This is a genomic window from Rahnella aquatilis CIP 78.65 = ATCC 33071 (assembly GCF_000241955.1).
Lineage (GTDB): Bacteria > Pseudomonadota > Gammaproteobacteria > Enterobacterales > Enterobacteriaceae > Rahnella > Rahnella aquatilis.
This window is the reverse complement of record NC_016818.1, coordinates 2,048,881-2,060,541: the sequence shown is the minus strand read 5'-3', so window position 1 is coordinate 2,060,541 and position 11,661 is coordinate 2,048,881. Positions and strand designations below refer to the sequence as shown.

Annotated in this window: 12 protein-coding genes and 1 pseudogene; 7 read left to right on the top strand and 6 right to left on the bottom strand. The window is 50.7% G+C overall.

Annotated features, from left to right (window positions below; genetic code table 11):
* Positions 1 to 335: 335 nt before the first annotated feature.
* The gene (locus tag RAHAQ2_RS09435; protein WP_015697005.1) at positions 336 to 1,373 is read left to right on the top strand and encodes a helix-turn-helix domain-containing protein; all 1,038 of its coding nucleotides are present in this window, start codon (positions 336 to 338) and stop codon (positions 1,371 to 1,373) included.
* Here RAHAQ2_RS09435 and RAHAQ2_RS09430 read toward each other — a convergent pair.
* Positions 1,279 to 2,370, bottom strand: a complete 1,092-nt coding sequence (locus RAHAQ2_RS09430; RefSeq protein WP_015697004.1) for an alpha/beta hydrolase family protein — start codon at positions 2,368 to 2,370, stop codon at positions 1,279 to 1,281. The two genes, RAHAQ2_RS09435 and RAHAQ2_RS09430, sit on opposite strands and share 95 nt — an antisense overlap.
* Before the next feature lie 293 nt (positions 2,371 to 2,663).
* Positions 2,664 to 2,834 (bottom strand): TetR/AcrR family transcriptional regulator C-terminal ligand-binding domain-containing protein, encoded by a 171-nt coding sequence (locus tag RAHAQ2_RS25690; protein WP_156105434.1) that lies wholly within the window; start codon positions 2,832 to 2,834, stop codon positions 2,664 to 2,666.
* Between the two features lies 1 nt (position 2,835).
* On the opposite strand from RAHAQ2_RS25690, the pseudogene RAHAQ2_RS24885 reads away from it, so the two are divergent.
* Positions 2,836 to 3,107, top strand: a pseudogene (locus RAHAQ2_RS24885) (IS110 family transposase); the annotation flags it as partial.
* Positions 3,108 to 3,972: 865 nt separating this feature from the next.
* On the top strand, positions 3,973 to 4,290 hold the full coding sequence (locus RAHAQ2_RS09425) for a darcynin family protein (protein WP_015697003.1): 318 nt from the start codon (positions 3,973 to 3,975) through the stop codon (positions 4,288 to 4,290).
* 98 nt (positions 4,291 to 4,388) lie between these two features.
* Here RAHAQ2_RS09425 and RAHAQ2_RS09420 read toward each other — a convergent pair whose 3' ends face one another.
* Positions 4,389 to 5,417 (bottom strand): alpha/beta hydrolase, encoded by a 1,029-nt coding sequence (locus tag RAHAQ2_RS09420; protein WP_015697002.1) that lies wholly within the window; start codon positions 5,415 to 5,417, stop codon positions 4,389 to 4,391.
* 10 nt (positions 5,418 to 5,427) lie between these two features.
* Positions 5,428 to 6,624, bottom strand: coding sequence for an MFS transporter (locus RAHAQ2_RS09415; RefSeq protein WP_015697001.1), 1,197 nt, complete (start codon positions 6,622 to 6,624; stop codon positions 5,428 to 5,430).
* A gap of 229 nt (positions 6,625 to 6,853) precedes the next feature.
* Between RAHAQ2_RS09415 and RAHAQ2_RS09410 the strand changes: the two genes are divergently transcribed.
* Positions 6,854 to 7,744, top strand: coding sequence for a LysR family transcriptional regulator (locus RAHAQ2_RS09410; RefSeq protein WP_015697000.1), 891 nt, complete (start codon positions 6,854 to 6,856; stop codon positions 7,742 to 7,744).
* Positions 7,745 to 7,811: 67 nt separating this feature from the next.
* On the opposite strand, the gene RAHAQ2_RS09405 is transcribed toward RAHAQ2_RS09410, so the two are convergent.
* Together RAHAQ2_RS09405 and RAHAQ2_RS09400 are read right to left on the bottom strand one after the other, a co-directional pair.
* On the bottom strand, positions 7,812 to 8,411 hold the full coding sequence (locus RAHAQ2_RS09405) for an NADPH-dependent F420 reductase (protein WP_015696999.1): 600 nt from the start codon (positions 8,409 to 8,411) through the stop codon (positions 7,812 to 7,814).
* A 69-nt stretch (positions 8,412 to 8,480) separates the two neighbouring features.
* On the bottom strand, positions 8,481 to 9,215 hold the full coding sequence (locus RAHAQ2_RS09400) for an SDR family NAD(P)-dependent oxidoreductase (protein WP_015696998.1): 735 nt from the start codon (positions 9,213 to 9,215) through the stop codon (positions 8,481 to 8,483).
* A 112-nt stretch (positions 9,216 to 9,327) separates the two neighbouring features.
* Between RAHAQ2_RS09400 and RAHAQ2_RS09395 the strand changes: the two genes are divergently transcribed.
* From RAHAQ2_RS09395 to RAHAQ2_RS09385, 3 genes are all read left to right on the top strand, one after another.
* Positions 9,328 to 9,717 carry a winged helix-turn-helix transcriptional regulator gene (locus RAHAQ2_RS09395; RefSeq protein ID WP_015696997.1) on the top strand — a complete coding sequence of 130 codons (390 nt, stop codon included), beginning with the start codon at positions 9,328 to 9,330 and terminating at the stop codon, positions 9,715 to 9,717.
* A gap of 117 nt (positions 9,718 to 9,834) precedes the next feature.
* Entirely contained in the window at positions 9,835 to 10,608 is a 774-nt protein-coding gene (locus tag RAHAQ2_RS09390; protein ID WP_015696996.1) for an SDR family oxidoreductase, read from the top strand.
* Between the two features lie 135 nt (positions 10,609 to 10,743).
* Positions 10,744 to 11,652, top strand: coding sequence for a LysR family transcriptional regulator (locus RAHAQ2_RS09385; protein WP_015696995.1), 909 nt, complete (start codon positions 10,744 to 10,746; stop codon positions 11,650 to 11,652).
* The last annotated feature ends 9 nt before the right edge of the window (positions 11,653 to 11,661 follow it).

Here is an 11,661-nt window from a genome sequence, read left to right as displayed (position 1 = left end):
ACCATGCCGGTGGCAGTGGCTAAAATGCGCCGCAGGATCAGTTTTCACGACTGCCAGCAGTAGAACAATCACAATATCCAGAGGACTACGAGTCCAGGCTTCAGACCTGGATAGATACGGACTTTAACTATTTCACGAACGTAGCTGAAGGCAAAAAGAATCATTCCATAGTCGAAAGTTTCGCTAATAAAGTTTTAAACGGGGACAGTGATCTTTTTAATCGCGCTGACCCTTCCAGTGACGGCCCCTAAAGTTCGGGGAATTACGTTGAAGGAGACAAATTACCTTCATGTGTGCAAATATTCGTTGTAAATTTTTATGATGGTACTGTGGTTATGTTTTCTGTTCCCTTTCCTGTTATTACTTTGTTTGCGCTATTGGTTTTAATAGTGATGGCGCTATTTCCTGAAAAAAATCGCCACCGCGGTACACTGCGTTTTCTTATCGCCTGCACAGTCCTTCTTTCGGTAAGCACGCTGCGCTGGGAATACGAGTCAGCCATGCTCAGGAACATTCAATCCGTCCTGGCAATACTTCTGCCCCCTCTCGCATGGCACAGTTTCATCTCAATGACTGAAACCAGCAAGCAGCGTCGCCGGGTATTGCTGCTTTTACCCCCAACCATTGCCTTATTGCTCAGGATGGTTTGGCCGGCTGCGACTGATTTCATCCTATTTATCATTTTTACAGGATACGGATGTGACCTCTTTCGTATTGCATGGCTGGGGGAGCGTCACTTCACGCTGAACCGACTGGCGGAATCAACACATACGGTAAAGATGGCTTTTTTCGCAGGCTGCTTTCTGTGTATATCTGCACTGACAGATCTTGCGGTTGCATTTGACTTCAGCATCACCGGCGGAAAACAGGCTCCGGGTATGATTGTCATTTTCCAGATGACACTGCTTCCTCTCATCACCGCAGCTATTGTCAGTGCGGGAAGGACAACTGTATCAGGAAATGATAAGCGGGAAGAAACGTCCCCCGAGAGTATTGTGGTACCCGCGGGAGAGTTTGAGGGGATTTACAGTAAACTCGAGAAACAAGTTCGTGAAACAAAAATTTATCTCAATCCCGACCTGACACTGAGTCTTCTGGCCAGAAAAACAGGCATACCAGCACGACATCTTTCAGGTGCAGTCAATTCTGTCAGTCAGTGCAATGTCTCGCAGTGGATCAATGGCTTCAGGATTGAATGGGCAAAGGAACTGCTGTTAAACACCCCATTGCCTGTGACGGATATAATGTTGGAATCGGGATTCACCACTAAATCAAATTTTAATCGTGAATTTCTGCGAGTTTCAGGCCTGTCACCGACTTTGTTCCGACAGAAGATGCAGTGTAATCAAGTGCAGAATTCAGGAATGCACTGATCTTACTCACCAGATTTTGATGAATATTTGATCTCTTGGCATGGAGGCCATCCTGGCAAACAATATCGTCGCCCGGTGATTCTTCGTTTAGGATATTTTCAGCGCCGGGTTTACAAAGCTGCATAAAACTAAAATGTGTCGCGCCTTCAATGATCTCATATTGCCTCCTGTTTGGATTCATTTTGGCAGCAAGGTATCCGGACTCCTGTCCTGCGGGTAAGTCTGCCAGTCGGTCCGCCTGTGCAGCTAAAATCAGGACGGGAATATTAATAGCATTCAGACTCTGAGGGGTAAAACCAGGTGCTAATCCCAGATCAAGAGAGACGACGGCCCGGATCCTTGCATCCCTGTTATTTGCGGATATTTTTTCCTGGGAAAGCGTTTCATTGATGCCAAGTTTTTCTGTTAACCGGCAGTCGCCCCGTTTGGGATGGTTATGACAATCGTCGATAAACAGGGAGGGTTTAAATCGCGCACCCGCGAGCGACATGACTGTCCATCCGCCAAGAGAATGCCCTAAAGCAGCAATACGTCCCTTGTCCGTCGCCCCGAAAAGTGCGGGAGAATCTATGACGAAATCAATAACCCGGGAAATATCGTGCGGACGTCGCCACAACTTTTTAGCTTCTGTCGGATTCTGATCAAAAGTAGTAGTGCCTGGATGATCCGGGGCGGCAACAATATATCCCTCTGCAGCCATGGCCGCTGCAATCCAGGACAGATTCCGCCAGTTTCCGTTGTATCCGTGTGAAATAACCAGGAGAGGATGTACTCCGGGTAATGGTGGCGCATCGGGGTTCACCGTAACGCCGACGAAAGCAGGATTACTGCCTATATCAACTGTTCTTCCCTCAGTAGAAGCCGGATACCACACAGTGACATGTAGAGTTTCGAACTTTGAGTCTGATAGCGTTATCTGACGAAAGCCTGGAGATGCCTGCACTTGTATGCAGTAAAGGAACACCGACAATAAACAAAAAGCGCGTATGCACATCATAAATAATCCTGTAGAGATGAATTGTGCAACTTGTATATATCAGGTTCGGTATCCGGGCGTCCTGGAACACGATTGAGGTCGTAAGTTTTCTTCGCTCGACTATATGTAGTGTAAGAATCAATCTTGGGGAGAAGAAAGTGACGGCATACTCTTCATTAACATATCTGAAGGATCGTCAGGTCGGCGGTGAGCGTAAAGCGGACATACCGCTGTTTCTGAAAGTGTCTTTAATCTGTTTTATCTCAAAATAGCGAGCTTTATCATCCCGAGTTCGGTCTTAATAAAAAACGCGATCAAAACATCTGCTCTAAAACTCGGCTGATATTTGCCACCAGATATTCCTCATCTACAGACTCCTGAGTAATCAGAATTCTGAACCAGACAGGAGCAATAAGCGTTTCAAGAATGGCTCTGCGCTGCCCCTCATAGCCAGCCTCGCCACGCAAAGCTGCCCGTTCAAACAATGTGTTTGCTGTTCACTGCGTTGACCAAAATGGTAAAGCAGTTCTGGTTAAACCCAAGGTGTCGCGTGCAGCACTTTCTGAACTCATCGCTGGTTTACCTCCCTGTGTCATTGGAATGGAAGCCTGCTCGGGTGCCACTATTGGGCAAGATTATTCAGGCAGTATGGCCATGATGTCCGGTTGATGGCATCGAAATTTGTCTCACCCAATTGCATGGCGGGTAAGACCGGGAAAAATGATGCAACTGATGCGATAGCTATTTGTGAGGCTGTGCTGGGCATCATTACATTACGGCGGTGACTTCAGACTGTATTCAACAACGTGAAAATTAAACTGAGTAGTAACTGAACTGTAACTCGTTGATGGTAAATGGTTAGACCCCCGCGAGAAGTATCTGCATATCCTACTGGATATCACTATCCGATTAACGAAGGAGGATCTCACGAGCGTCTTTCATCAGGGTCCGAATCAATAGCGATTCAGCGTGACCGTTTATAGTAGTGCAGTTTCATCCCTTGCCTTTCATTGATGAACAGACAGAAATTAAAAACCGGCGTTGACTGTTCGGGGAAGCCCTTATAGTAGGATACTTTTAGTTTTTCAAGCGGCTACCAATCAGGCTATATCATTTTTTAACGGAACTAACTGTGGCTAACTGTTTGTTTCCTGTTTCTTTCACGAAGGACGTTTACCGTGGACCCACAACTTACAGGCCAAACAATTGCATCTTTTTGACGCTCGCATTGAAACAATATTTTTGAGCACCTTCTTCCTCAACAGCATGGTGCATACTCGGTGTAATTGAGATAGGGCTTGCTTGGAAGATGCCCTATAAGATTGTTTGTCGCCTTCATTTCTTTGATCGAAATTACAAAGAGTTTCTATGAGACTGGTACAAACTGAGTGATTTCTAAAAACCAAATAGAATAAAAATAAAACGGCCTGGCGGCCGTTGTTCTGTCAACTGAGATGTACTGCCTCCCCGCCTGTTAGAAAACAAGGCCACTTTACCGCTGCCGTAAGATGAAATTACATTGAGAGAACATTCAGAAACTTTGTTACCAATTGACGATAGGCCAGATAAATCTTTCTCTTAAAAAGATGTTAGCGTTCTCCTCTACACAAACAAGGAGAGATTATGATTACCGTTTTTGTTTTACTTAAAACCACCCGGGAATGGCTTCGACTGGAAAGAAGCGAAAGAAACCGGATTGCGGATACGGTGTTATCAACCGTTCTGCCTGATAACAAGGTGACATTAAGGATGTTTGATGCCGAGGCATTTACCACAAAATGCACGGATGTCGCCATGTTCGAGGCAGAAGACATGGAGTCATTCTACTTTGCTATCGAACGTTTAAGAGACTCAGAGCTTATTACCAAACCCTATTTCGAAATGGTGGATATCATTCCCTCCCTCGAGAATGGATATAAAGCGTTTGAAAAAGCGTCCTGAGTTGCGGACAACATAAGATCACCTAACTGAATGCTCCTCCGGCCTCGCAGGGCCGGAGGGCAAGAGCAGCCACACCCGGCAGAATGTGGCTTTGCTGATTATCTGAGGTTAGTTTTAAAGAATGACGCCAGCTTAGCGAAAGGTATCAAATCGGTACGGTCGTACAAATCGACATGACCCGCCCCCGGGACGATGTACAACTCCTTCGGCTGTCCGGCACGTTTGTACGCATCTTCGCTAAATTCCTTCGAATGCGCCTGGTCGCCGGTGATAAAAAGCATCGGGCGCGGAGAAATCGTCTCGATATCATTGAACGGATAGAAGTTCATAAACTTCCCTATGCTGCTCAGCATCGGTTTTGTGGTGAGCTCTTCTTTCTCGCCCTGTGGCGTATAACCCCCCCGGGATGTGCGATAGAAATCGAAGAATTCGCGCTGAATCGCAGAGGTTGAATCATCAAGCTTGTTCACGGTGCCGGGAATATAGGCGATATCCCCGCCTTTAAACTCGGCTAAACGTTGTTCTGCAGCGGACTTAATCAATACTTTACGCTGTTCAGGTGTCACTGAATGATTAAGACCATTACGGAATACAGACCCCATGTCATACATACTGACCGTGGCAATGGCCTTCATTCTCGGGTCAATTTTAGCAGCACTGATAACGAAGCTACCGCTACCACAAATACCCAGTGCGCCAATTCTCTGCGGATCAACATAAGGCTGGGTGCTGAGATAATCGACTGCTGCGCTAAAATCATCTGCATAAATTTCAGGGGAAATCAGATGGCCGGGTTTTCCGTCACTCTCACCCCAGAAGGAAAGATCAATTGCCAGTGTCACAAACCCTTGTTCTGCCAGTTTCTGGGCATATAAATTTGAGCTTTGCTCTTTCACGGCCCCCATCGGATGGCCAATGACAATAGCGGGATTCTGTGCGTTTTGCTTCATCCCTTTCGGTATAAACAAATTACCGACGACTTTCATTTGATACTGGTTTTTAAAGGTCACTTTTTGCTGTGTGACTTTATCACTTTTATAAAAGTTATCTGCTCCGTTAGACATATCGGCTCCTGTCGCAGCAAATGAGCTAATTAACAGCCCAAACAGCAGGGTAAGTATTTTCATGGGTTAATCCTCAGTGGGTTTGGTGAATATCTTTACGTGACGTTAATAAAGCCAGGGCAGCCGCGATGACGAGTAAAATAGCGCTGATGGTGAAAGTGCTTTGATAGCCATGATGGTCAAAAGCAAAGCCCCCGAGGGTAGAGCCCATTGCAATTGACAGTTGCACGATGGCAACCATAAGGCCTCCGCCAGCTTCCGCATTGTCCGGGAGTGTTCTGGCAATCCATGTCCACCATCCGGTGGGGGCCGCAGTGGCGATTAACCCCCATAAACTCAGCAGCGGCGCAACAATCCATACACTGTTCCCAAACGCGATCAGCGCTCCGGCGATGACTGCCATCAGCAAGGGAATGAAGATAAGTGTCAGATAAAAGGCACTATTCAAAAACGTGCTAATCACCAGCGTACCGATAAAGCCAGCCACACCGAGGGTCAGCAAAATGAGCGATAACGTGGTGATATCTGCCTGCGTTACCGTCTCAAGGAACGGGCGCAAATAGGTGAATAAGGCAAACTGCCCCATAAAAAACAATCCGCAGGCTGCAAGACCAACGGTCACAAGCGGGTTAGCAAAAAGACGAAAAACATTGGCAGTTCCCTTATCGGCTTTATCGGTTGTCATTGCGGGCAGGCTGAACAGCTGCCATACAAAGGCAATGCCCGCGACCGGAACGATGCAAAAGAACGTCCCTCTCCAGCCGATAACAGACCCCAGATAACTTCCCAGCGGGGCGGCTATCACCGTTGCCAGCGCATTACCGCCGTTAAAAATAGCCAATGCCCGCGAAACCCGATGCGCCGGGACCAGCCGAATAGCCGTAGCGGCAGAAAGTGACCAGAATCCTCCTATCGCGATACCCAGTAAGGCGCGGCCTGCCATGTAAATCAGATAGCCGGACGCCAGCGCGATAATTGCACCGGAAAAGGCCATCAGCAGCGTCATGCTCAGCAGCAATATCTTACGGTTGAATGCACCGGCCAGTGCAGAGATGGAAAGACTGGTCAGTACCGCAAACAGCCCGGAAATTGCGATCCCCTGACCCACGCTTCCCTCACTGACACCTAAATCTGCTGAAATAGGTGTCAGCAAGCTCACAGGCATAAATTCCGAAGCGACGAGTGCAAAGACACATAACGTCATAGCGAAAACCCCGCTCCAGTAAGCGCGCTCTTTTTGACGTGTTGTATTACCCGACAATGGCGGCATAAATATTATCTCCAAATAATCCCTGGCTGTTTTCATATAAGCCGAACGCTATTCGCAGAAATAACGTAAAAGATAAAAAGTGAAAGGAAGATGAAAAAATAAGAGCGTTTATCCTTCATCGCTGAATAAGCTCTTGTTGAAAATTTTACACGCGGTGTGCATCATTACTAGCTAATGGATACTTAATGGGCTTATAAGCGGTACTTATTAATAAGACGGGACTGACGTTATGAAACGCAACCTAAACGATCTTCTTTATTTTATTACGGTTGCCCGTGAAAGCAGTTTCACCCGCGCCGCTGCAAAGCTGGGTGTCACCCAACCCGCACTGAGTCAGGCGATTTCTGCACTTGAAGAGGAGATGCAAATTCGCCTGCTGACACGCACGACCCGTAGCGTATCGCCGACCGCTGCCGGAGAGCGATTGCTACTGAACATAGGCGATCGGGTTGATGAAATACTCGCCGAGTTAGACATGCTGACTGAGATGCGTGATAAACCCGCAGGGACTGTTCGCATCACCTGCGGTCCCCATGTTCTGAAAACGATACTGTTGCCCAAATTATCTCCTCTGCTGAAAGAATATCCTGATATCAGACTGGAGTTTGATGCTAACCACGGTTTTCGCAACATCGTCGCCGACAGGTTTGATGCGGGTGTACGTCTGGGTGACACCATTGATAAAGACATGATAGCGATGCCGATTAGTCCGAAGTTGCAAATGGCTGCGGTTGCATCGCCTGAGTATTTCGCTACCCATACGGTGCCGCAGACGCCACACGATCTTCTCCAGCACAATTGCATTAATATGCGACAAACGACATCAGGGGGGCTTTACATTTGGGAGTTCGAGAATGACGAAGGCCCGGTAAACGTGCGGGTCACCGGGCAACTGACGTTCAATACTTCAGCACACATGGTGGACGCAGCGTTAGCCGGGCTTGGCATTGCTTTTCTACCGGAAGAAGAGTTTGAATCACATATTAAGGAGGGTCGCCTGATACGCGTGCTTGAACCATGGTGCCATCCATTTCCCGGATATTACCTGTATTATCCCAGCCGTAAACAACCCTCTCCCGCGTTTTCACGGGTCGCTGATGCCTTGCGTTACAAGGCATAAAACAGAGGGAGCCGCAGACTCCTCATAAGCTATACCGGGATCACGCGCGTTTGAAAACCAGGATACGTCAGTCAAAACTGACCAGGTCTTTAAAGATCAGTTGTCCCCAGCTATTTCCGCGTGCCTGCACAAGCAGTCCCCCCGCCATCAGTCCGCCAAGCTTGACCGGAGAGAAACCGAGCCGCTCCGCAAGCGCACTGATTTCATCTGCTGCATCATCATCGTCGCTCGCCAGGAACACGACTCTTCTGCCACCCTGCACCGCCGGATCCTGACTGAGAACGCCTGCGCCCAGATGATTAAAGCCTTTGACCAGTCTTCCTCCGGCAAAAGCCTGGGCCACTACGCAGGAAGAAGGCTGGCCTCCTAGTTTCTCAGGATGGACGCCGTAGGCATTGGTCACATCGATAATGATCTTGCCCTTCCAGTCCGGCAACGTCTTCGCAACGTCCGGGTGAGACTCAAAACGCACAGCCAAAAAGATGACGTCGGCCTGAACCACGTCTGCCAGTTTTTGCGTAATGATCCCAGGCCCGATCGCGGCGGCATCAGAGGCAAAACTTTCCGGGTCCCGCGTGGTCGCCACGGAGACTTCGATACCGCTGCGGGCAAATGCCCTGGCAAGTGCCTGACCAATCTGGCCGAAGCCGATAATGGCGTATTTCATATTTATTCCTTTGGTTAACATAGCCCGCGCCGCGCCAGATACTCATATTGCACTGCCGGGCCTGATGTTTCAGAGTTGCGCCAGGCCACCGTCAACGGCAACTTCGCTGGCCGTCATGAAGCTGCTGTCCTGCGAGGCGAGAAAGGCAGCCACCGCACCGATCTCCGCAGGTTCAGCCATACGCTGCAACGGTGTCATCGCGGCGAAGGCCTTCTGGCCCTCCTCCCCCAGCGCGTCTTTGGCAAGTTCGGTCGCGGTTGCGCCGGGCGAGAGCACGTTTACCCGGATACCGGTTCCCTTCAGGTCTTCCGCCCAGGTCCGTGCGAGGTTCCGCACCGCCGCCTTGCTGGCACTGTAGGCACTGAATGCCGGGGCGCCGGTGGTGCCCGCGCTCGAACCGGTCAGGATAATCGACCCGCCGGGCCCCATCAGCGGCAGCGCCTTCTGGACGGTAAAGATCGTCCCTTTCACATTGGTATCGAAGGCTTCGTCAATATGTTCGGCGGTGAGCTGGCCGAGCGGAAGCGGGCTTCCCGCCCCGGCATTGGCGAAAACGATGTCGAGCGTGCCACGCTCGGCCCGCACGGCTGCGTAAAGCCGGTCGAGATCGCCCTCATCAGAAACCGAGCCTTTGACTGCGCGGGCATGGCTGCCAAGTTCCGCCACGGCAGCGTCAAGCACTGCCTGCCGGCGGCCAAAGATGAAGACGAAAGCGCCCTCCTCGATAAAGCGCCTGGCCGCGGCAAAGCCGATGCCGGTCGCGCCGCCGGTGATCACGGCGGTTTTTCCAGTCAGTCTGTTCATGTCATGGTTCCTTCTTGTGGGGAGTACGGAAGCAGGGAACGGCCTGCTTGCGGGCCAGTGTGCGACCGTGGTAACCTCTGGTCAAGTATGCACCTTTTGGTAACCACCTAAAATGACAACAAATTTTCAAACTGAAATCTGCGGAACCGGCTGCGGGCTGAACACGACGCTGCGTATCATCTCGGGCAAGTGGAAGCCGCTGGTTCTTTTTTTCCTGCGTGACGGCCCGAAGCGTTATGGTGAGCTCAGGCGTTTGATCGCTGGCGTCAGCAATAAGGTGCTGATCCAGCAACTGAAGGATCTCGAGGCCGATAAGGTTCTGGCAAGGACTGATTATCAGGAAGTACCGCCGCGCGTTGACTACGCCCTGACCCCGCTTGGTCGCAGTCTGGCCGAGGCCATCATGCCGCTGTGTGCCTGGGGAACGGAGAATAGTGAAGAAATGGCTGGCATTTTCGCCCGCCGCGAGCCTTCCTCCCTGAAGGATGCTGAAACTCCCTGAGCCGGACTGTCTTTCATTAGACTGATTTTCTGGATTGTCTATTCAGCGTTGGGGTGCTTATTTCAAGGGGATTAATGTCTAGACTCAGCTTTCTGACAGATACCTAAGGAGCACACCATGGCAGACCATTCTATTAAAGACAAAGTTGTGATCATCGCGGGCGGTGCCAAAAATCTCGGCGGTTTGATCGCCCGCGATTTAGCCGCTCAGGGGGCAAAAGCCATCGCCATTCATTACAACAGCGCCTCCTCAAAAGCAGATGCCGATGAAACGCTGGCCGCCATCGAAGCCGCCGGTGCCAGAGCGGTGGCATTGCAGGCCGATCTGACGACCGCTGCCGCCGTTGAAAAACTCTTTGCCGACACCATCGCCGCCATTGGCAAGCCGGATATCGCTATCAATACCGTCGGCAAAGTACTCAAAAAACCTATGGCGGAAATAAGCGAAACTGAATACGACGAGATGGCATCCGTTAACGCGAAAACCGCTTTCTTTTTCCTCAAGGAAGCGGGTAAAAATCTCAACGACAACGGTAAAATCTGCACGGTAGTCACCTCGCTTCTTGGCGCTTTTACCCCGTTTTATGCGGCTTACGCGGGCACGAAAGCCCCGGTAGAGCATTACACACGGGCGGCTTCCAAAGAATTTGGCGCGCGGGGTATTTCGGTCACGGCTGTAGGGCCTGGCCCGATGGATACGCCCTTCTTTTATCCTGCAGAAGGCGCTGACGCTGTGGCATATCATAAGACGGCAGCCGCACTTTCCGCTTTCAGCAAAACGGGTCTGACCGATATTGAAGATGTGGTGCCTTTCATTCGTCATCTGGTGAGCGACGGCTGGTGGATCACCGGCCAGACCATTTTGATCAACGGCGGCTATACCACCAAATAACCGCTGGCATCGGCATATCGTCCTGAAAGAAAGAGGGGGTGACAGGCCGGGGAACCTGAAATATCCCCCCTCCTTGCGCAAACAAAGAGAAATAGTGCATTTTCTTTTGTCAGGAATAACCACGAGACAGCAAAAATGGACAGGTTCAACCAATACCGCGTCTTCGCGCAGGTAGCTGAAATGGGAAGTTTTGTTCGGGCCGCCAGCGCACTCTCTGTACCGCGAGCCTCAGTTTCTGCCGCCATCCAGCAATTAGAATCGCAACTGGGGGTGAGGCTGCTGCACCGCACAACCCGCACGGTGCGGCTGACGGCCGACGGCGAGCAGTTGCTCGAACGGGTGCGCCCTTTACTGGCAGAAGTCGAGGATATCGACCAGTCATTTCAGCTCAGTCAGCGCCATGTTTCAGGGAAGCTTACCATCGATGTACCCAGCCGTATTGCCCGTCGCCTGATAGCCCCGGCCCTGCCGGAATTATTGCGATGCCACCCCCGTTTACAACTGGTTCTCGGCTCATCGGACAGGGCTATCGATTTGGTGCAGGATGGCGTGGATTGTGCCATCCGTGTGGGCGTCTTGCATGACAGCAGTCTAGTCATGCGTTCACTGGGTCACATAACCCTGATCAACTGCGCCAGCCCGGCTTATCTGCGCGAACATGGCCTGCCCACAAGGCCGGACGATCTCGCCGCAGGACATCTGACCATCGGTTATACCTCATCCAAAGCGGGCAAAGAATTACCCTGGGAGTATCAGTCAAAGGACGGGCACCTGCACCGTGTCGATATCCCCCACCAGGTTGCCGTTAACAATGCAGAAAGTTATATCGCCTGCTGCCTGGCAGGCCTTGGGCTGATACAAATCCCCCGCTTTGATGTGCAACACCTGCTGGCGTCAGGAGATTTGGTGGAGGTCATGCCAGATTATCGGGCGGCCTCTATGCCGGTATCCTTTATCTATCCGCATCGCCGCCAGCGCTCCAGGAGACTGGCGGTCTTCCATTCATGGTTTGAGACCCTGATGCAACCTCATCTGGATAATTGAATTATCCCG

What these genes read in the sequence shown, in the direction of transcription:
- RAHAQ2_RS09435 (WP_015697005.1), top strand. Translation starts at nt 336, where the DNA reads ATGTTTTCTGTTCCCTTTCCTGTTATTACTTTGTTTGCGCTATTGGTT.
- RAHAQ2_RS09425 (WP_015697003.1), top strand. Translation starts at nt 3,973, where the DNA reads ATGATTACCGTTTTTGTTTTACTTAAAACCACCCGGGAATGGCTTCGA.
- RAHAQ2_RS09400 (WP_015696998.1), bottom strand. Translation starts at nt 9,215, where the DNA reads ATGAACAGACTGACTGGAAAAACCGCCGTGATCACCGGCGGCGCGACC.
- RAHAQ2_RS09410 (WP_015697000.1), top strand. Translation starts at nt 6,854, where the DNA reads ATGAAACGCAACCTAAACGATCTTCTTTATTTTATTACGGTTGCCCGT.
- RAHAQ2_RS09395 (WP_015696997.1), top strand. Translation starts at nt 9,328, where the DNA reads ATGACAACAAATTTTCAAACTGAAATCTGCGGAACCGGCTGCGGGCTG.
- RAHAQ2_RS09405 (WP_015696999.1), bottom strand. Translation starts at nt 8,411, where the DNA reads ATGAAATACGCCATTATCGGCTTCGGCCAGATTGGTCAGGCACTTGCC.
- RAHAQ2_RS09430 (WP_015697004.1), bottom strand. Translation starts at nt 2,370, where the DNA reads ATGATGTGCATACGCGCTTTTTGTTTATTGTCGGTGTTCCTTTACTGC.
- RAHAQ2_RS09390 (WP_015696996.1), top strand. Translation starts at nt 9,835, where the DNA reads ATGGCAGACCATTCTATTAAAGACAAAGTTGTGATCATCGCGGGCGGT.
- RAHAQ2_RS09415 (WP_015697001.1), bottom strand. Translation starts at nt 6,624, where the DNA reads ATGCCGCCATTGTCGGGTAATACAACACGTCAAAAAGAGCGCGCTTAC.
- RAHAQ2_RS09385 (WP_015696995.1), top strand. Translation starts at nt 10,744, where the DNA reads ATGGACAGGTTCAACCAATACCGCGTCTTCGCGCAGGTAGCTGAAATG.
- RAHAQ2_RS09420 (WP_015697002.1), bottom strand. Translation starts at nt 5,417, where the DNA reads ATGAAAATACTTACCCTGCTGTTTGGGCTGTTAATTAGCTCATTTGCT.